The 17,958-nt window shown below is 63.6% G+C and carries 18 protein-coding genes; 4 read left to right on the top strand and 14 right to left on the bottom strand.

Annotation, left to right across the window (positions count from 1 at the left end; translation table 11 throughout):
• Positions 1-53: 53 nt before the first annotated feature.
• The gene (locus AC5FRV_RS19820; protein ID WP_493562805.1) at positions 54-1,238 is read right to left on the bottom strand and encodes a DUF4382 domain-containing protein; all 1,185 of its coding nucleotides are present in this window, start codon (positions 1,236-1,238) and stop codon (positions 54-56) included.
• Between the two features lie 98 nt (positions 1,239-1,336).
• Entirely contained in the window at positions 1,337-2,881 is a 1,545-nt protein-coding gene (locus AC5FRV_RS19815; protein ID WP_493562804.1) for a hypothetical protein, read from the bottom strand.
• Between the two features lie 153 nt (positions 2,882-3,034).
• Here AC5FRV_RS19815 and AC5FRV_RS19810 point away from each other — a divergent pair, with 153 nt between their 5' ends.
• Complete coding sequence (locus AC5FRV_RS19810) at positions 3,035-4,114, top strand: saccharopine dehydrogenase family protein (protein WP_493562803.1); 1,080 nt, start codon at positions 3,035-3,037, stop codon at positions 4,112-4,114.
• Between the two features lie 4 nt (positions 4,115-4,118).
• Here the strand turns inward: AC5FRV_RS19810 and AC5FRV_RS19805 are convergent, their stop codons facing one another.
• On the bottom strand, positions 4,119-4,316 hold the full coding sequence (locus AC5FRV_RS19805; protein ID WP_493562802.1) for a heavy-metal-associated domain-containing protein: 198 nt from the start codon (positions 4,314-4,316) through the stop codon (positions 4,119-4,121).
• A gap of 129 nt (positions 4,317-4,445) precedes the next feature.
• On the opposite strand from AC5FRV_RS19805, the gene AC5FRV_RS19800 reads away from it, so the two are divergent.
• A complete protein-coding gene (locus AC5FRV_RS19800) occupies positions 4,446-5,030 on the top strand; it encodes an AsnC family transcriptional regulator (protein WP_493562801.1) in 585 nt (194 codons plus the stop codon).
• 86 nt (positions 5,031-5,116) lie between these two features.
• Complete coding sequence (locus AC5FRV_RS19795) at positions 5,117-7,723, top strand: heavy metal translocating P-type ATPase (protein ID WP_493562800.1); 2,607 nt, start codon at positions 5,117-5,119, stop codon at positions 7,721-7,723.
• 157 nt (positions 7,724-7,880) lie between these two features.
• Here AC5FRV_RS19795 and AC5FRV_RS19790 read toward each other — a convergent pair whose 3' ends face one another.
• The 11 genes from AC5FRV_RS19790 to AC5FRV_RS19740 all read right to left on the bottom strand — a co-directional run bounded on the left by AC5FRV_RS19790 (position 7,881) and on the right by AC5FRV_RS19740 (position 17,490).
• Positions 7,881-9,071, bottom strand: a complete 1,191-nt coding sequence (locus AC5FRV_RS19790; RefSeq protein ID WP_493562799.1) for a hypothetical protein — start codon at positions 9,069-9,071, stop codon at positions 7,881-7,883.
• Between the two features lie 211 nt (positions 9,072-9,282).
• On the bottom strand, positions 9,283-9,744 hold the full coding sequence (locus tag AC5FRV_RS19785; RefSeq protein WP_493562798.1) for a hypothetical protein: 462 nt from the start codon (positions 9,742-9,744) through the stop codon (positions 9,283-9,285).
• A gap of 102 nt (positions 9,745-9,846) precedes the next feature.
• The gene (locus AC5FRV_RS19780; RefSeq protein WP_493562797.1) at positions 9,847-9,975 is read right to left on the bottom strand and encodes a hypothetical protein; all 129 of its coding nucleotides are present in this window, start codon (positions 9,973-9,975) and stop codon (positions 9,847-9,849) included.
• Positions 9,976-10,234: 259 nt separating this feature from the next.
• Positions 10,235-10,975, bottom strand: a complete 741-nt coding sequence (locus tag AC5FRV_RS19775; protein ID WP_493562796.1) for a hypothetical protein — start codon at positions 10,973-10,975, stop codon at positions 10,235-10,237.
• Positions 10,972-11,280 (bottom strand): hypothetical protein, encoded by a 309-nt coding sequence (locus AC5FRV_RS19770; RefSeq protein WP_493562795.1) that lies wholly within the window; start codon positions 11,278-11,280, stop codon positions 10,972-10,974. Before AC5FRV_RS19770 ends, AC5FRV_RS19775 begins: the two co-directional genes overlap by 4 nt.
• Before the next feature lie 189 nt (positions 11,281-11,469).
• A complete protein-coding gene (locus AC5FRV_RS19765; RefSeq protein ID WP_493562794.1) occupies positions 11,470-11,778 on the bottom strand; it encodes a colicin immunity domain-containing protein in 309 nt (102 codons plus the stop codon).
• Positions 11,779-11,944: 166 nt separating this feature from the next.
• The gene (locus tag AC5FRV_RS19760) at positions 11,945-12,199 is read right to left on the bottom strand and encodes a hypothetical protein (protein ID WP_493562793.1); all 255 of its coding nucleotides are present in this window, start codon (positions 12,197-12,199) and stop codon (positions 11,945-11,947) included.
• Between the two features lie 288 nt (positions 12,200-12,487).
• Positions 12,488-12,823: a DUF7957 family protein gene (locus AC5FRV_RS19755; protein WP_493562792.1), complete on the bottom strand. Its 336-nt coding sequence runs from the start codon at positions 12,821-12,823 to the stop codon at positions 12,488-12,490.
• Positions 12,820-16,104 (bottom strand): hypothetical protein, encoded by a 3,285-nt coding sequence (locus AC5FRV_RS19750; protein ID WP_493562791.1) that lies wholly within the window; start codon positions 16,102-16,104, stop codon positions 12,820-12,822. The genes AC5FRV_RS19755 and AC5FRV_RS19750 overlap by 4 nt, the downstream gene beginning before the upstream one ends.
• Positions 16,079-17,356: an RNA-guided endonuclease InsQ/TnpB family protein gene (locus AC5FRV_RS19745; RefSeq protein ID WP_493562790.1), complete on the bottom strand. Its 1,278-nt coding sequence runs from the start codon at positions 17,354-17,356 to the stop codon at positions 16,079-16,081. The genes AC5FRV_RS19750 and AC5FRV_RS19745 overlap by 26 nt, the downstream gene beginning before the upstream one ends.
• Entirely contained in the window at positions 17,353-17,490 is a 138-nt protein-coding gene (locus AC5FRV_RS19740; protein ID WP_083258760.1) for a plasmid partition protein ParG, read from the bottom strand. Before AC5FRV_RS19740 ends, AC5FRV_RS19745 begins: the two co-directional genes overlap by 4 nt.
• 56 nt (positions 17,491-17,546) lie before the next feature.
• Here AC5FRV_RS19740 and tnpA point away from each other — a divergent pair, with 56 nt between their 5' ends.
• Positions 17,547-17,945, top strand: coding sequence for an IS200/IS605 family transposase (tnpA, locus tag AC5FRV_RS19735; protein WP_493562789.1), 399 nt, complete (start codon positions 17,547-17,549; stop codon positions 17,943-17,945).
• Positions 17,946-17,958: the final 13 nt, after the last annotated feature.

Here is a 17,958-nt window from a genome sequence, read left to right as displayed (position 1 = left end):
GGAAGTTAAAACGTCGCTGACAGGAACGGAGGGCCGTCAGCCTGGAGAGAGAGCTAGCTGTCGGTCGCCGTGGTCGTTTCAGTTGCGTCGTCGTCTTCGGTGTCTTCGTCGTCACCGCCTTCGCCGTCCTCGTCTTCCGTTTCGGCTTCGGTGTCTTCGTCGTCGCTGTCTTCTGCATCGTCACCGTCTTCTTCCTCGTCCGCGTCGTCGCTATCCTCTTCCTGGTCCGCGTCGTCACCGTCTTCTTCGTCGTCCGCGTCGTCGCTGTCGTCGTCGCCGTCGTTCTCCTCGTCCTCAGCACTCTCCTCGTCGCTGTCGTCGTCATCGTCGGCCTCCCGCTCGAAGTCGAGTTCGAGTTCCGTCTCGGCGTCGTCGGCTTCGACGGAGATTTCGACCTCCTCGGCGTCGGGGACGGTGACCGTGATCCGACCGTCGGCGTCGGTGGTCCCGACCCGTTCGTCGTCGACGGTCACCGTCGCGTTCTCGACGGCGGACCCGTTCCGCGTCACTTCGAGCGTCGCGTTGGCGCCGCGGGTGACGTTCTCGACGAAATCGACGTCGAGGACGCCCTCCCGTTCGTCATCGTCGTCGTCCTCGTCGACTGACTCCATCGGGACGTCGGTGCCGGACTGGCCCACGACGGGCTTGAGGATGTACTTCCCGCTACCGCCCGCCTCGTGCACTGCGATGTCGAAGACGAAGTCGACCGACTCGCCGTCGCCGACGGTGAAGGGCTTGTGGATCTGCAGTTTCTCGCTGGGCAGTTTGACCCGGACCGACTCACCGTCGGTCAGCGTCCCGTTGACGTCGCTGACGTAGGCGAACACCTTGTCGTAGCTCCCGTTCGGCGCGTTCACGGTGGTGAGCCGCGTCGCGTTGGCGCCCGTGAGCCGGGTCAGGTCGACCGAGCGGTTGTCCACGTCGCGCTCGACCCACCCGCCCTCGCTCTCGTTGTCGCCGCCGGAGGCTCGCTGGAACCCGACGCGGGAGATTGTCACGTTCAGGTGGGCGAAGTCGTCGATGGCGTTCTCCTCGTCGCTGACGTAGAAGTGGACGCCGTCGTCGGATCCGCTCGTCTGTGAGACGACGGAGACCGAGTAGCCCTGGTTCGCGGTCGATGCGTCGGCGGTCGACGTGGTTGCGGGGGTCGCCTGGTCGCCCTGGCTCACGACGCCGGAGCACCCGGCGAGGACGACGACGGCGACGACCGCCACCGTCCGCAACGTCGTAACTCGCATACACTGTCGTTCGCAGAGGGATGGGTATCTCTTGTGGCCGTTGTGCTGCCTGTACTGACAGGACAGTGGAAGCCCGACCGCCGGGACAGCCGGAACGGTCAGGGGTCGAGGTTCGCCTCGGCCGCGTAGGTCGTCCCCTCGAAGTCGAAGACGCGACGCGTCGAGTCGTAGCCCGTCACGTTCTCGACGGCGTGGTCGTCAGCGCGGACGACGACGCGCTCCCGGTCGCCGATGGCCGCCAGCGCCGTCTCCAGCGCGACGTAGCGCTCGCGTGCGATCACTTCGCGGATCAGCGTCTCGTCGGCGTCGTCCTCGACGGGTCGAACCGTCAGCGTGGCGTCGGGCGGATGATCGTCGTCGCCCCAGGACGGGAACGTGACGACGACGTCTCCACCGTCCTCGGACTGCGTGGCGGCGTCGGCTACCGACAGCGGGACCGTCGGCGCGTCGAGGTCGAACGCGGCCGCCGGGGGGCTCCGGTCGTCTTCGCTGAATCCGCCGGCGACGGCGTAGCGACCGCCGCCGAGGCGTCCGACGCTGCGGGCCAGGTCCGCGGCCTGGTCGTCGACTTCGAACCCGTCGCCGTGGAACAGCGCCAGGGTGTAGCCGTAGGCGTCGCCCGGCGAGACGGTGCTCGCGGGCATGGGCATCATCCAGGGCGCGATCCGGTGCCAGGACCCCTCGGCGAGCTTGTACAGCCCCCACTCGTAGGGGTTCCCGCCGATGGAGTGGTGCGTCCGGTTCACCAGGCGGAGAGAGAGCCGGCCCGGCGCCGTGACTCGCTCGCGAGTCGGTTCCAGGTACACTCGTGTCGAGGCGTCGGCCTCGTGGAACCAGGCGGTGTCGTCGTCGTATAACGAGGGGAACGACGACGATATCGCCGCGTCCGCCGCGGGGCCCGGCGCCGTCGCGTCCCACGCCGACAGGACCAGCCCCGATTCGCGCCCGCCGAAGGCGTAGGTCCCCGTCGGGAATCCGGCCCTGTCCCAGTGACCGAGCACGTAGTACTCGCCGGTGACGTACTCACCCGGGTCGAGCGTCACCGTCGTCGGGAGTTCCGGCGGGACGTCCGGCGTCTGCCAGTACCCCTCCGGACCCCGGCGCGGCTCGACCACGTCGTCGACGAGCTCGTGATTCGCGGTCGGCGCGAGGTAGAGGCCGGCCTCCGCGTCGTCGGGCACGGGTTCCTCGAAGCGCCGCTCGAACCCCCGGCGGCGCAACCGGGTGTGCGAAATGTCGCCGAAGGGCGGGAACTCCCGCAGCCGGAACGTGTTCTCCCAGTCGGCGGTGTTCAGCAGCGTCGCCTCGAGCACCGCCGGTCCGTCGGCCGTCGCCGTCTCGACGAAGCCGACCCGGAGGCCACCGTCGTCGGGGCCCTGGTGAACGACCGGGCCGCCGTCGCGACCGGTGCCGACGACCGCGAGGGTCCGCGGCCCGGTTTCGAGTTCGACCACCTGCCGCGCGTCGGTCGGTGGGACGTCGCGCTCGTCGCCGGGCGTCGTCGTCGGTTCGTCGGTCGCGGTATCGTTCCCCGGGTCGTCGGTCCCAGTCTCGGTCGACTGTTCGGCGTCGCCCGGGACGAGGGCCGTACAGCCCGCGCCCAGGGACGCGCCCGCTGCTGCCAGGAGGGCTCGCCTGCGCATACCGGTCGGGCGCACGACAGCGGTAAATGCTTTCACGTCGGTTCGACGACGATTTCACCGACGGATCGCCGCTAGCTGCCGGTTCATCGTACCAAGAACGGCCTGCAGATACAGGCTCGCCGTTTAGGACGGTACCACCCCCACTAGTCTCGTATGACGGACGACTTGCTCATCTACGGCGCTTACGGCTACGCGGGTCGGCTGATCGCTCGCCACGCGGTCAGACAGGGGCTCGAACCCGTCCTGGCCGGGCGACGGGCGGAACCGGTCGAGCGGCTGGCGACCGATCTCGGGCTGGCCCACGCGGTGTTCAGCCTCGAACACCCGCCGGTCGTCGAGCGACAGGTCGACGACGCCGACGTCGTGCTGAACTGCGCCGGGCCGTTCTCGGCGACGGCGACGCCGCTGCTCTCGGCCTGTCTCGACGCGGGGACGGACTACCTCGACATCGCGGGCAACGTGGACGTTCTCGAGTCCATCGCCGAGCGGGACGCAGAGGCCTCGGCGGCGGAGATCACGGCGCTGCCCGGGGTGGGGTTCGACGTCGTCGCGACGGACTGTCTCGCCGCCCAGCTCCACGACGAGGACCTCGAGGCGACCCACCTGACGCTCGCCATCGACGGGCTCGGGACGTTCTCGCCGGGGACGGTCAAGTCGATGATCGACGGGCTGAAACGCCCCGGCGTGGTCCGCCAGCAGGGCCGGCTCCGGGACGTCCCGATGGCCTGGAAGACCAGGGAGTTCGACTTCGGTTCCGGGCCGGAGACTGCCGTCACGGTGCCGTGGGGCGACGTCTCGACGGCCTACTACACGACGGGCATCCCCAACATCGAGACGTACGCCGCGGTCCCGTCCTACGCCGCCGACGTGCTGGAGCGGACCCGCCGCCTCGCGCCGCTGCTGGGGACGAAGCCGGTCCGAAGCGTGCTGAAACGACTGGCCGACGTCGCCATTTCGGGGCCGTCGGCGACCGAGCGCGCCCGGAGCGAGAGCCGTATCTACGGGGAAGTTATCGACGAGGACGGCCGCCAGGTCTCGGCGCGGCTCCGGACGCCCGACACCTACGACGTGACCGCGGCGACCGCCGTCGAGGCTGCCGGGCGGGCGCTCCAGGGCGCCGTCGAGCCGGGCTTCCAGACGCCGGCCTCGGCGTTCGGTCCCGAGTTCGTCTACGCCTTCGACGGCGTCCGGCGCGAAGAGACGGAAGAACGCGTCCGTATCGAAGCCGTCTAGAAACCTACGCCGACGCTTCGTAGCCGGCGTCGTCGACGGCCGCGACGAGCGACCCCGTGTCGGCGTCGCCCTCGACCGTCGCCGTCTCGGCCTCACGGTCGACGGAGACGTCGGTCACGCCGTCGACGCCCTCGAGCGCCTCCTCGACGGTCTGCTCGCAGTGTTCACAGGACATCCCTTCGACGGTGATGGTTTCGCTCATGACACTGTCTCGTAGGCACGCCCCGGCTATGTGGGTTTCTCCTTCGATTCCGAAGCGATCGGAGACGATCACCTTCGAAACTGAACTCCCACCGGACGATATATTGGCGCGCGGGCCCGAACGCCGTGTATGCGAGAGTTCGACGAGACTGACGTGGAGATTCTACGGTACCTCGCCGAGGACGCCCGACGGCCGTTCAGCGACATCGGCGACGCGGTCGGTCTGTCGGGGCCGGCGGTCTCTGACCGGGTCACGCGGCTCCAGGAGGCCGGCGTCGTCAACGGGTTCACCGTTGACGTCGACCGGTCACAGCTACACGCCGGCGTCCCGGTGTTCGTCCAGGTCCGCGGCGCGGCCGACGTCGACGCGCTGCGCGAGCGAGTCGGCGAGGCCGACGCCGTCGAGCACGTGTTCGTCACCGCCGACGGCGAGGTGTGGTTCTACGCCCGCGCACAGGTCGAGAAGGTCCGCCAGTGGGTCGACGGCCTGCTCGGTGACGCCGGCGCCGACTACGCGGTGACGCTGATGGACGACGTCTCCTGGCACCCGTCGCTCGACGGTGCCGAGTTCGCACTCACCTGCGCCGAGTGCGGCAACACCGTCGACAGCGAGGGCTCCTCGACGCGTATCGACGACCAGGTGTACCATTTCTGTTGCCCGTCGTGCCAGGGCCGGTTCGAGGACCGCTACGAACGCCTCGAAGAGGGCGCGTAGCACTTTGGATTCGAAATTCTGTAAGTGACTGGACTTTGGACGCGTGTGAGTAAAGGGGGTAAACGAGGGTCCCGTACAACTACACAATGAGTCGGCGGACCACACACCTGGCGATCCAGGGCATGAGCTGTGCGAACTGTTCGGCGACGATAACCGACACCGTCGAGGCTCTCGACGGGGTCAGCGAGGCGGCCGTCAACTACGCCACCGACGAGGGATCGGTGACGTACGACCCCGACGTCGTCTCGCTCGCCGAGATATACGACGCCGTCGAGGACGCCGGCTACGAGCCCCAGCGGGCCACCGTCTCCATCGCCATCTCGGACATGACGTGTGCCAACTGCGCCGAGACGAACGCGGTGGCGCTCGAGGGGGTCCCGGGCGTGCTCGACGCCGAGGTGAACTACGCGACCGACGAGGCCCAGGTCGCGTACAACCCCGAAGACATCTCACGGGACGCGCTGTACGACGCAATCGAGGACGCTGGCTACTCGCCCGTCCGGGAGGGCGCGGCCTCGGGCGAGTCCGACCAGGAGCGTCGCGACGCCGCCCGAAACGAGGAGATCCGGCGCCAGCGCCGGCTGACGCTGTTCGGCGCGGCCCTGTCGGCCCCGTTCCTGGTCTTCCTCGCAGACAAGTTCCTGCTGGGCGGGACGCTCCTGCCCGAGACCGTCTTCGGGTTCCCCTTCGAGTGGGTCGGCTTCCTGCTCGCGACCCCAGTCCAGGTCGTGCTGGGGCGCCCGTTCTACGTGAACTCCTACAAGGCGCTCGTGAAGAACGGCCGGGCCAACATGGACGTCCTCATCGCGCTCGGCTCCTCGACGGCGTACGTCTACAGCGTCGCCGTCCTGCTCGGCCTGATCGCCGGCGAGACGTACTTCGACACCGCCGCGCTCATCCTCGTGTTCATCACGCTGGGTAACTACCTGGAGGCCCGCTCGAAGGGGCAGGCCGGCGACGCCCTCCGGAAGCTCCTGGAGATGGAGGCCGAGACGGCCACCCTCGTCGAGGACGATGGGACCGAGCAAGAGGTCCCGCTCGACGACGTCGACGTCGGCGACCGGATGAAGGTCCGCCCCGGGGAGCAGATTCCCACGGACGGCGTCGTCGTCGACGGCCAGTCCGCCGTCGACGAGTCGATGGTCACCGGCGAGTCCGTCCCCGTCGAGAAGACCGCCGGCGACGAGGTCGTCGGGTCGACCATCAACGAGAACGGCGTGCTCGTGGTCGAAGCGACGAAGGTCGGCGCCGACACCGCCCTCCAGCAGATCGTCGAGACGGTGAAGGCGGCCCAGTCCCGCCAGCCCGAGATCCAGAACCTCGCCGACCGCATCTCGGCGTACTTCGTCCCCGCGGTCATCGCCAACGCCGTCTTCTGGGGCGTCGTCTGGTTCCTCTTCCCGGAGACGCTCGCCGGCTTCGTCGACTGGCTCCCGCTGTGGGGCCAGGTCGCCGGCGGCCCCGCGGTGGCCGGTGGCACCGTCTCCGTCTTCGAGTTCGCCGTCGTCGTCTTCGCCTCCGCGGTCCTGATCGCCTGTCCCTGTGCGCTGGGGCTGGCGACGCCCGCTGCCACGATGGTCGGGACCACCATCGGCGCCCAGAACGGCGTGCTGTTCAAAGGCGGCGACGTCCTCGAACGCGCGAAGGACGTCGACACCGTCGTCTTCGACAAGACCGGGACGCTCACCGAGGGCGCGATGGAACTGACCGACGTCGTCGCCGTCGACAGTGACGGGGCTCCGGTCGCGGACGGCGGACCAGCAGCAACGGACGGCGGAACGGTCGAGGCCCGAGAGGCACGCAGTGAAGACGACGTCCTCCGGCTGGCGGCCGCCGCCGAACGCGGCAGCGAACACCCGCTCGCGCGTGCCATCGTCGACGGCGCCGAGGAACGCGGGCTCGACGTTCCCGACGCCGAGGACTTCGAGAACGTCCCCGGCCACGGCATCCGCGCCACGGTTGAGGGCCGGGAAGTGCTCGTCGGCAACCGCAAACTCCTGCGCGACGCGGGCGTCGACCCCGAGCCCGCCGCCGAGACGATGGAACGCCTCGAGAGCGAGGGGAAGACGGCGATGCTGGTCGCCGCGGACGGCGACCTCGTCGGTGTCGTCGCCGACGCGGACACGGTCAAAGAGAGCGCGAAGGACGCCGTCGCCGCCCTGCGCGAGCGCGGCACCGACGTGATGATGATCACCGGCGACAACGAACGGACCGCCCGCGCCGTCGCCGAACAGGTCGGCATCGACCCAGCGAACGTTCGCGCGGAGGTCCTCCCCGAGGACAAGTCCGACGCCGTCGAGGCCATCCAGTCGGACGGCCGCAAGGCGATGATGGTCGGCGACGGCGTCAACGACGCGCCCGCGCTCGCCGTCGCCCACGTCGGGACGGCCATCGGCAGCGGCACCGACGTCGCCATCGAGGCCGCGGACGTCACGCTCATGCGCGACGACCCGCAGGACGTCGTGAAAGCCATCCGCATCTCGGAGGCCACGCTCCAGAAGATCAAGCAGAACCTCGTCTGGGCGCTGGGCTACAACACGACGCTCATCCCGCTGGCCTCGCTCGGCCTGCTCCAGCCGGTGCTGGCCGCGGCGGCGATGGCCGTCTCCTCGGTGTCCGTGCTGACGAACAGCCTGCTGTTCAGGCGGTACACGCCGGACGAGGATTACGAACTGCTCGGCCGGTTGCGGTAGGAGAGGACGCAGAGCGGACGACTAACCGGTCGACGTCGCCCGGACAGGCCCATCGACTGGTGACGTCGACGGCGTCGTCGCTACCGTCACTCGCACTGTACCGACGCCGGCGATGCCGCCCGATACGACACGAGGGTCTGGGATCGGGTCGCTCGATTCAAAGGAAGTTCTCGCGGACGTACCGCTCGACGGCCTCGGTGTCTTCGAGTTGCTGGAGTGTCTCGAGCGCTCCCTCGATCGATGCGAGATCCTCACCGGTGAAGTCGTCTTGTTGCGCGACACGACCGAGGCTGACGAGCAACTCGAACTTGCTGGCGTCGACGTCGAGATCCATGACTCTCGATACGACGTTCTCGTCGTCCGGGTCCTCCAGGCGGACGAATTCGGTCGGGACGGATTCGTGAAGCAGCGCCGAAACCATGGTGTCACCTCCGGTTGCGTCAGCCGGAACGTCAGCGAGCATCCGCTTGACGAACGCGGCGTCGTCGCCCGGGTCGTCGACGACGTTCCGGACGAAGGCGTCACCGTCGAGTCGGCGGAGGTCACCGTTCTCGTCGATGCGAACCCGTACGAGGTGCAAGTCCTCGTTGGGAAACGCCCGTGAGATGTCGTCGCGGTGGACGCACACGTCGGCACCGTACTCGCCCCGGTCGAGCGCTGCAAACGGGTCGGCCAGGCCGCGCGCTTCTGCGGTGTCCACGTCGTCACTGGTTCTCCCGTCCCCGAAGGCGGCGCCTTGCAGGTACTCGGCTTCGGTCGGGGGCCGCCACCCGCCGTCGACCCAGGGAGTCTCCGACTCGACGACGACGGTCTGTCCGGTTGGAAGCGTCGCCGTGTACCACGGTGGCGAGTCGTACAGCCCGTCCAACCCGTCGAACTGGTCGAGGACGTCCGCCGAGTAGATCCCCACGATCGGCGGCCGCTCGACTGCGTCCCCGATCGGGCGACCCGTCGGCACGACTCCCATGGCCCGCCTCTCCGAATCGAACAGCGCCACGTACCCCGCGGCGACACTCGCTGCGAGCCGACAGATCAACTCGAAGAGGGCGTCCATCTCCCGCTGGTACCCCGCCGCGTCGTCCAGCGACGACGGATAGATCTTCGAACCGAGGCCGAGACTGACGGCTGGTTCGTCGGGCCCACGCTCGTCGCTGTGGTTCACCTCCAGATTGATGGACCACTGGTCGTGGGGGACGATCACTGACTCCAGTTGCGTCTCGTACCAGTCCTTCGCTACGAGGGAATCGACGTCGAAGCCCGTTGCCGAACAGGCGTCGATAACCGAATCCACGACGTCGGCGGCCTGGTCGAGTTCGTAGAACGCGGCGATAGCGGTCCCGTCCGACATACTACCTCGCCAGGTCCCCGGACGTTGTAAACTCTCCCGTCGAATCCGGGCTTTGCTGGCAATCCGTGACCCGCTCGTCGTGCACGGATCTCGATCCCGAATGCAACGGCGTTCTCGGGCACCGCGACGAGTTCCGCACACCGAATTGGGTCCGACGCGGTTCGATGCATCTGACCCACCGATGATCGATACAGCCGGGAGAACGGGTCTCTTACCCCGTCAATAGGTGTGCTTCACAGTCGTCGGCCAGTGAGTCGGTCGGTTCGTACGGATGGTCTTCCAGCACGAGCATGACGTGGCCCGAGTCGAACTCCGTGACGCGCCACGCCGGCGTTTCGAGCACGCGACCCCGACCGCCGAACTGCTCGATCACGCGCTCGGACATGATGGTGAGCCAGGGGAGTTCGTCGACGTGATCCGGAACCGGGCGTCCGTCGGGCATGACAGTTTCAGGTACCACGCCTTCCATGTAGACCACACTCCAGACGTATTCGGGATCGACGATCGGAACAAACGCTTCCACGACGTCGATGAGTTCCTGGATTCGGGCGGCGACCACCGTCTCGTCGTGGTGGCTCCGATCTATCTCGCTGGTCTGGAAGCCGAGACTAGTTCTGCCCCATCGCTCTTCACGTTCGGTCGTCGCGTGCGTGAAGCCGACCCGAAGCCGCATCCCGGATTCAGTCCAGCAGTACAGGGAGCCGTTATCTGGTCGTTCGAGCGCTGCCACGACCGCTTCCGGATCCTGGTCCTGGTGTCGTTCAGTTCCGATATTCTACTTCGCGACGACGTCAGTCCGTCCGTCGTGAGTTGTCGTCAACCCAGCGTGTAGACACGCTTCGTACAGCGCCCGTGTGTCTGGAGTCTCGTCGGCGACGAAGCCGATGTGGTAGGGTTCGTCCATGGTCACTCGATCATCTCCGCCAGGTCGTCGAAAGCGAACCGAAGCTTGCCTGGCGAAATAGAACGTGTAAGTACGGAGGGAACATGTGCTATGACCCAAATCATAGGTTAAATCGCTACGTCACTCGGCTTCCAGAATACTCTCCAGGGAGACCGATTTGCGGATCCATAACTGTATTACTGTGGAACTATCCATTTCCCCACCTGTGATGGTCACAAGATACGGTGTCAAGAACCGGCAGAACTTCTGTCAGTACTGATCAGTACTCATCGGCCGGGTCGTTGGGGACAGTACCTATCTCAGCAGGATACAGGGAGAGATCGTGCCAGAAATCGGAACTATATATCTCACGTTTCACCGTCACTGGCGAAAGGGAATCGGCCAGTTTCGAGAGGAACGCCCCGAGGTACGCTCTGTTCGTTTGACCGGGCTCGGTCTGTTTTACCCAGATATCACTCCGAAGCGTTACTCCGAAACTGTACATGAACTCGGATTCTACCGGACTGTCTTCGCTGGTAGACCAAAACGAGGCAGAGAGTGAAAGTGGCTTCAGTTTATGATTAGCTTGGCGTGGTTCTCCCTTGTCATACAATACACAGTCTTCCGGTTCTACGTATACGTCTTCATCACCCAAGCGGACGCACAACCGATTGGACTCGAATGGAATATTTCGAATTAAACGGGCGCCGGGCCCGTCGATTCTCGCGGATTCCGCAAAATCCGTCCAAGTGATCCCATCTTCGTCCACCAGTTCGCGTTTCGCGGATTTCTCATCGCCACTATCGTTGCTGAGAGCCTCGATGGGCTGGTCGTCAGGATACACATCGAGATAGTAGACGAGTCTGGTCGGCGTGATGAAATCGCCAAACAGCCCGAATAGCTGTTCGCAATGGGCTTCCATTTCCGCCGCCTGTTCGGCGAAGGTCGACGCCGATGACGAAACTTGGAACTCCCAGGCGACACCGCTATCCGTAGACACCCGAACGTCCTGATCAGTCATGTCCACGATTTGACCGAGATGGCGTCGCCGTTTTTGAACACGATCCTGATCTCATTTGCTTTTACTTCATTTGCATTAGAGGCGGCGTCACGCACCGCCTCTCTTGCCGATTGCTTACTGTTCGCCTCCCCTCTCGCTCGCAGCTCCAAGACGCTATTGTCTTCCGTAATATCGATATCTGACTGCTGTGCGTTCTTGTACTTGCCGTTAATATCTGATATTATATCGCCGACCCATCTCTTCGTGAACCCGTTACCAGTTCGCGTTTTCACTTCTACGTACTCCGTCTGGCCGTTCCGGGTCACTGCGAGGTCGTAGTCGCCGTTTCCTGCGACCTAGCCACTATTAGTCCAGTTCTCCCACCGGCCCTTATCGTTGGGCCACCGACGAACTGCGGTGCCCCCGGTCGGATAGACGCGTTCGACCTTCGCGGAAGTCCCCGCGGGTGTGCTGGTCTTCCATTCAGCACTTTCGACGACGCGGTTCCCGCCCCCTCACTCGGCGGATTCGGAATCCTCGCTCTCGTTCAGCAACGCTTCCAGGTCCCGCCGAGCATAGGCCGCCTCCTCGAAGAACTGGTCTTCACCGATGCTAAACGTCACGTCTAGCTCCGGGTCATCACAGTATTCATCACATGCGAAAAACAGTGACTCGACCACGTCGTATCGCTCGTCTGTTGGCGGCTCGTGGGCCACGTGCTTGAATGCGTCTATATACTCGTGCATGAACTCCTTCGCAGTCATCCGTCCGTCGGTATACGAACGGATGAGTTCGAGATACATTTCAGCTATCTGATCGTCCATCTTACGATCCTCCCAGGACACCGTCTTTTTCTATTTTCTTTCTCGTAGCGTTCTCGTTCTACGGACGCCGACGAGACGGCGTCGTCTATCTCGACCGATACACCGTTGCGTCAGTGAACCGGAGTCAGTGGTCCAGCAGTCGCCCGTTCTGTGTCACGTTTTCGACTCAGTCCTCTGGGGTGTCTTCGTCACGAACCTCGTCGATTGCCGTCTGGAGTCGCGACTCGTAATCCGAGGCGAATACGTATGGATGCGCCGACTCCAGCATGGCCTCTAGATCCCAGCGCAATCGCAGTGCGGCAGACTCAAACGGGGGCAAACCATCGAGATTCTCCGGTTCTTCCAGCCGGTCCAACCATTCTAACATCACGAGTGCCTCGCTCTCGCTGAGAGCGAGCGTAATCATTTGGTCATCGTCCATGGTATATCGTTTCCTTCAGATCCAGTGTATCTTGTGCGTATCAATCCGAACCAACTGACTTTAATTGAGATAGATCAGCAACGAATTCCTCGCTGCGGTTACCTCAAGTCTCCGGTGGAATCAGGTGCTGTCTCTGGGATTTCTCAACTTCCACTCGAAGGTGAATTTTCCATCTGGATCCAGAATAACGTTGTTGCCGGTATCCGGGTTGTAGAGATGCGTAACGCCATCTCCCTTGCACGTACCTTCGATATGCCTCGTCTCGGGGTCCCAATACAGCTGAGATACCTACTTCGTTAGTTTCGTATCTTTGACTGCACCGGTATCTATGTCTACAATTGCCTGAACACCCATCCAATTATCCGCAACAAGTTCACCGTTGGTGATGTCAATCTCGACGTATGGTTTATCAGTCCTCTCGGAATTTAGTTCTTCGATTCGCCAACGGATTGAGCCATTCTGATCAAGGCCAATGACGTTGCGGTTATTCGTTTCTCCAGTCGGGATGTTCAACAGAACCACGATTATCCCGTTTAGCTGCACTAGATCATCAATACCGTACTCAAATTCGACAGTCTGATTCCCAATCTGAAGAGTATTCCCGCTCGCAGAAATTTCAGTCATAGCGGCAACTCCTTGGGGTTGGTGAAGGAACTTGCATCGAGTCGGTCGAGCAGCTCGAACTGTGTTGCACCCTGTCGGCCACCGAAGTTCGAAGCCACATCACCGGTTCTCACACTCGTCCCTTCAGGAACCTCCACGTCAGAGACAAATGTCGGCTTATTTGGTAGCGAATACTTCTCTTTGATTTCGGCAGGAGAGAGCCCCTCGATTTCACCTCGATCTCGGAACATCCAGGACCGAGCCTGATTTGAGTCTCCGTGGACACGGGCGAACCTCATCTTTTCCGTAGTTTCGAACTCGACTACAATACTTCCCTCGGTGTAGGGATCTTCGGTACTAGAATCGAAATCTCGATCATTAACGTCGCTGGCTTTTCTGTATCTTTCGACCCTGGACCCGTGTTCGATTTCTTCGACTCTGTCGATCGTTCTTCGGACACTGTCGCTATCTATATCCGATGAACCAGCGACACGAAGCCAAGAATCACCCGTCGTATCGTCTGCTGCTAGCCGACGGAACGTGTCTGCACGGTCACCGTCTAAATCATCGAATCGTCGAACTGCCCGGTCCAGTTGAGCGTAGGAATCGATCGCATTGCTGTCTGCTGCCCGAGCCACTGCCCGGCGGAAGGAATGGTCGACGTCACCGGAACCGTCCGCGAGGATACGGACAGTGTCGTCGTCGGCGTTGGCCAGCAACTTCGACCCGTCGTCACCGGTGGACGCAAGCAAATCGTCGGCTGCGTCTTTGCCGCTGGCGTCCAGTTCGTCGTACCGCCTCAATGCCGTCGAGAGTTCGTCGGAATCGACCGCTCCCCGCTGGTGCGCTTTGACGAACCGCCGTTGCGTCGCTGCGTCGTCCACCTCCAGCAGCGCGTCGGCGGCCTCGCGGTCGGTGTCGGCGAGGTCGTTCAACGCGCGCCGCCCGTCGGGCCCGGCGTTGCGGAACAGGTCTGCCGATTGACTCGCCGGATTGTGGACGTCTGTATCGCCGAGATACCGCTTCGTCTGGGGGTCGAGTTCGTCGAACTGCTCGGTGACTTCGGTCCGCTTTGGGCCTGGCATCCGGTTGAGCTTCGCGCTCAGCGTGCCGGTCCGGACGTTCGTATCCGGTAGCGCGTCGTCGACTTTGCCTGCCTCCCGCAGGACGTGCGGTTTCACCCCGTTCGGCACTCTGGACGGCGTCGCGGAGTCGGCGGCGTCGACGAGTCGCTGGAGCTTGCGCGACTTGGTCAGCCCCTTCTGGACGACGCTGCCGCCGCCCGAGGCCGCTGCCGGCGCGACCGTCCCGGTTGCGTATCCCAGCGACCAGCCGCCACCGAAGGTGGTGTACTGCTCGTCACCCCGGTCGAACGGGTTGCGCGTCTCGTGCTGGGACTGGATCTGGTCGGCCATTAGCCCCGGGAGCTTCGTGATTATTGCGGGGTTGTCGAGGATCATCTGGCCCAGCTGGACCATCTGGTCGACGAACTTCCCGGGGTTGGTCACCATCTCGACGATGCCGATTATGCTCTCGCCGAGCACCGTCGTCGTCCCCGAGGAGAAGCTCATCAGCCCGACGAAGCCGGTCTCGCCCGCGTCGATCGGCATGGTGTCGTAGGCGCGCGCGGCCTGGCCGAACGTGTCCGGCCCCTTGATCGCCTGGCGCTGCTCGTTGCCGTGGACGTCGGTCGTCTCCACGTCGACCGTCGTCGGGAGGAACAGCCCGCTCGCACCGGCGAAGATCGAATCGAGGACGCCGCGGTCGACGGTGATGTCGACACCGCTGTAGGTCTCGGCGGTGGTGTCGACGGCCGTGATCTCCTTCTGTCGATTCCCTTTCTTGTAGAAGGCGACCGTCGTGAAGCCGCTCGGGTCGGAGACGCCGAGGGAGACCGTGTAGCTGGTCCGCTGGACGTTGTCGGCCTCGACGGAGTAGGGATGGACGGCCGGCGCCTCGTGGTCGTGGATCGCCGGGTCGAGGTTCTCCGCGTACTCCTCGCCGTCCGGAATCCCGTCGGCGTCGGTGTCCGCGTCGTTGGGGTTCGTGCCGTCGCGGAACTCCGTGAAGTCGCCGACGCCGTCCTCGTCCGAATCTGCGACGAGCGGGTTCGAGGTGACGTTGATCTCGGTCAGGACGGCGTTGGCGTTCCCGTCGGAGTCCGCTTTCGCGCTCGCGTATCGCTCGGCCTGCTGTCGGTCGTGCGCGACGCCGATCGTCCAGCCGTCGTGTTCCTCGCGGTCGGTCAGTCCGTCGCCGTCCGTGTCGGTCTTCGTCGGGTTCGACCGGACGACCGGTTCGACGACGAGTTCGCCGTCTTCGACCGTTCGCGTGAACTGGACCTCCTCGCCGTCGGGGACGCCGTCACCGTCCGTGTCGGCGTCGTGGGGGTCGGTCGAGAACGTCTCCGCTGGCCCGTTCGGCATCGTCCAGGTCTGCTCTTCGATGGAGTCGGGGATACCGTCGCCGTCGGAGTCGAACGTCGACTGACCGACGAGTTCCGCCCTGAGGTTGACGCCGTCGGCACGGACCGTGACCGTCGCCGGCCCGTCCGCCAGCGAGGAGACGTTGACGGCTTCCTGGATAGTCCCGACGGTTCCGATGTTGAGGTCCTCGGTGACGGTTTCGCCGTTCGCCCCGGTCACCTCGACGGTCGCCCCGGGCGCGACGTTCGTCTGCTCCGTCTGGTAGGCGACCACGACGCTGTCGGTCCCGTCGCTCAGGTCGAAGTCGAAGGCGGCGCTCCCCGAGTCGCCGTCGGTGTCGCTGGAACTGTTCGAACTGGGCGCCTCGGGCACGTGGACGGTGACTGGTTCCTCCTGGTTGAGCGAGACGTTGCGTGGGTCGGTCGCCCGGCCGGTGAGCACCTGCCACACCTCGAGTGTCCCGGGGTCCAGTGGGGATACCTCGGCGTCGTCGTTGAACGCCGGATCGATCGTCACGCTCTCGTTCGTGAGCCCGCCGCGGAACGCGCCGCCGTCGGTCCGTTTGACGTTCCAGTGCCAGTTGGCGTGGGTATCGCTGACGAAGTCGTTCGGGTCGTCCTTCGTCACCCAGCTGCCCTGGCCCAGCGGCAGGCCGTCGAAGCGCATCGTGACGGCGCCCCCGGAGCCGTCACTCGGTTCGTCGTGCAGGAGCACGAGACTGAGCCCCTCGGGCCCCGACCAGAAGAACAGCTGACTCTTGTCGCTCTCGAAGATGGGCAGCGGCGAGTTGATCTGGGAGTTGCCGTAGTCGTGAACCGCCTCGGGGTCAAGCCCCGAGGCTTCCCGTGGATTAGTCGGACACGCCTCGGATACCATCGGGATGATGCCCTCGCGCGGTATCCAAGGCCACGGTCGGGGCGTCCACGGCCCCCGATGCCTGCCGTCGCACCTTCCGAACTTGGGGAAGGTTGTTGAGAGCAGGCACATTCCAGTCTTGATGCTTCTCGATACTTTTCACAGCGATGTTGACGCTTGCACTTCGGTCGGCGTGGTCCTGATGCTGGCACGACCGACACTTGAACCGCTTTCTGTTGCGGTTCGCTCGCTCCGTGTGTCCACAGCTCGGACACTGTTGACTCGTGTACTCGGGGTCAATCCACGCTGTTGGGACACCCTTGAAGGCGGCCTTGTACGATGTGTAGTATTGGAGCGCACGGAACGGCAGGTGGTGCAAACGTCGGTTCATCCGAGTACCGTAGTCGATACTGTCGCGCATCTCTTTGAGGTCTTCAAAGACGACGCACGGTGTCTCGAACTGCTTGGTCCACTCCACGATGTGACGGCTCACCTTGTGGAGCCGGTCACGGACGAACCGTTCTTCCTGTCCTTCAAGCGTATCGTGCATACTCGGTTTCTCGGCGTTCTGCACCCGCTTTCGCATCGTGAAGTAGCGGTGACGCTCAAACTTGATTTCGGGGAACTCAATGACCAGCGTATCCTCGACGCCCTCTGCTGACAGTGCCGACAGTGCCACGTTGTCTTCGTTCACGTCAACGCCGATGACTGTCCGAGAGTCCTGTTTCTCTCGGACGGTACGCTCGGTGTTCGTGACATTGACGTGCAACTCGGGCGTTCCGTCGTGGAACAGGGCTTCGGCTGTTCCGATAGCCCACTCGTCACCAGCGAGTGCCGCCCGCAGAATGTCGAGATGGGTGTCGTCACCCTCCAGTACGCCTTTGACGTGCTTGTACGGTTTGGCACTGATACGGAACTCCATGGTTCCATCGTCTCGAAGCGTGAGGTTGTAGCCTTCTTCGTAGTTGGCTCGAAGCGGATACGCGCCGTCTTTGGTGTGGCTCGGCTGGCCGAAGTCGTCGTACTCGTGGTAGTTTTCCATCGCGCCGAGTGCCTTCGCTACGACACGTTGTGTAGTGTTTTTCACGAGGTCGGCGTCATCGGCCACACGGTCGGGGATTTCGTCCCAGTCCACGCCCTGCTTGGCGAGACGGATGGTTTCGTTGTAGGCCCACCGTGATTCGAGCGTGGCGTCTTCCAGCAGACTTTCGTTGCCACTCTGGATGTTGAGTTGGAAATCCAGCGTCTTCACGAGAGTCTGTACGTCGGTCATTCTTCGGATTCGGTGAGCCAGTCTTGGACGAGTCCACGCACGACTTCGGACTTTGTTTTCTCAGCGTCGATACATTGCTTCGAGAACTCCTTGTATAGCTCGTCCTCGAAGTCCACAGTGAGTCGTTTAGTCATCTCGCACGTATTACTTATTCACTGAAATGCTTAAGTCTTGTCCACGTACTGTCTATATGGGCGAGAAACGGTCAAACCACACGGTATACAATGTCAACTATCACTTCGTGTGGTGTCCGAAGTATCGACACTCGATACTGGGTGTGATAGAAGATCCACTGGAATCGAGTTTTCGAGCGGTGTGTGACAAGTACGACTACGAGATACTGTCGTTACACATCCCATCCGACCACGTACACCTGTTCTTGTCGGCACATCCCAAACACGCCCCTAGTGAGATTGTACGGACTGTCAAGAGCATTACAGCACGAGAGATGTGGCAACAGCACAAACCTCTGTTACAGGAATACCTGTGGGGCGGTGGGTTCTGGGAAGAATTATACTACGTCGGGACGGCTGGTGACGTTTCGACCGATACGATTGAACAGTACATCGAGCGAACGGAACACGTTTAACAGAGCTTACGGC

It is taken from the genome of Halomicrobium sp. HArcel3, assembly GCF_058933135.1.
This window is presented reverse-complemented; position numbering and strand designations above follow the sequence as displayed.

Bases quoted from the DNA above. Each gene is read 5' to 3' on its own strand.
- AC5FRV_RS19820 (WP_493562805.1), bottom strand. From the start codon at position 1,238: ATGCGAGTTACGACGTTGCGGACGGTGGCGGTCGTCGCCGTCGTCGTC.
- AC5FRV_RS19780 (WP_493562797.1), bottom strand. From the start codon at position 9,975: ATGGACGAACCCTACCACATCGGCTTCGTCGCCGACGAGACTCCAGAC.
- AC5FRV_RS19765 (WP_493562794.1), bottom strand. From the start codon at position 11,778: ATGGACGATCAGATAGCTGAAATGTATCTCGAACTCATCCGTTCGTAT.
- tnpA (WP_493562789.1), top strand. From the start codon at position 17,547: ATGGGCGAGAAACGGTCAAACCACACGGTATACAATGTCAACTATCAC.
- AC5FRV_RS19775 (WP_493562796.1), bottom strand. From the start codon at position 10,975: ATGACTGATCAGGACGTTCGGGTGTCTACGGATAGCGGTGTCGCCTGG.
- AC5FRV_RS19755 (WP_493562792.1), bottom strand. From the start codon at position 12,823: ATGACTGAAATTTCTGCGAGCGGGAATACTCTTCAGATTGGGAATCAG.
- AC5FRV_RS19750 (WP_493562791.1), bottom strand. From the start codon at position 16,104: ATGGTATCCGAGGCGTGTCCGACTAATCCACGGGAAGCCTCGGGGCTT.
- AC5FRV_RS19805 (WP_493562802.1), bottom strand. From the start codon at position 4,316: ATGAGCGAAACCATCACCGTCGAAGGGATGTCCTGTGAACACTGCGAG.
- AC5FRV_RS19785 (WP_493562798.1), bottom strand. From the start codon at position 9,744: ATGCGGCTTCGGGTCGGCTTCACGCACGCGACGACCGAACGTGAAGAG.
- AC5FRV_RS19740 (WP_083258760.1), bottom strand. From the start codon at position 17,490: ATGACTAAACGACTCACTGTGGACTTCGAGGACGAGCTATACAAGGAG.
- AC5FRV_RS19800 (WP_493562801.1), top strand. From the start codon at position 4,446: ATGCGAGAGTTCGACGAGACTGACGTGGAGATTCTACGGTACCTCGCC.
- AC5FRV_RS19790 (WP_493562799.1), bottom strand. From the start codon at position 9,071: ATGTCGGACGGGACCGCTATCGCCGCGTTCTACGAACTCGACCAGGCC.
- AC5FRV_RS19745 (WP_493562790.1), bottom strand. From the start codon at position 17,356: ATGACCGACGTACAGACTCTCGTGAAGACGCTGGATTTCCAACTCAAC.
- AC5FRV_RS19760 (WP_493562793.1), bottom strand. From the start codon at position 12,199: ATGGACGATGACCAAATGATTACGCTCGCTCTCAGCGAGAGCGAGGCA.
- AC5FRV_RS19815 (WP_493562804.1), bottom strand. From the start codon at position 2,881: ATGCGCAGGCGAGCCCTCCTGGCAGCAGCGGGCGCGTCCCTGGGCGCG.
- AC5FRV_RS19810 (WP_493562803.1), top strand. From the start codon at position 3,035: ATGACGGACGACTTGCTCATCTACGGCGCTTACGGCTACGCGGGTCGG.
- AC5FRV_RS19795 (WP_493562800.1), top strand. From the start codon at position 5,117: ATGAGTCGGCGGACCACACACCTGGCGATCCAGGGCATGAGCTGTGCG.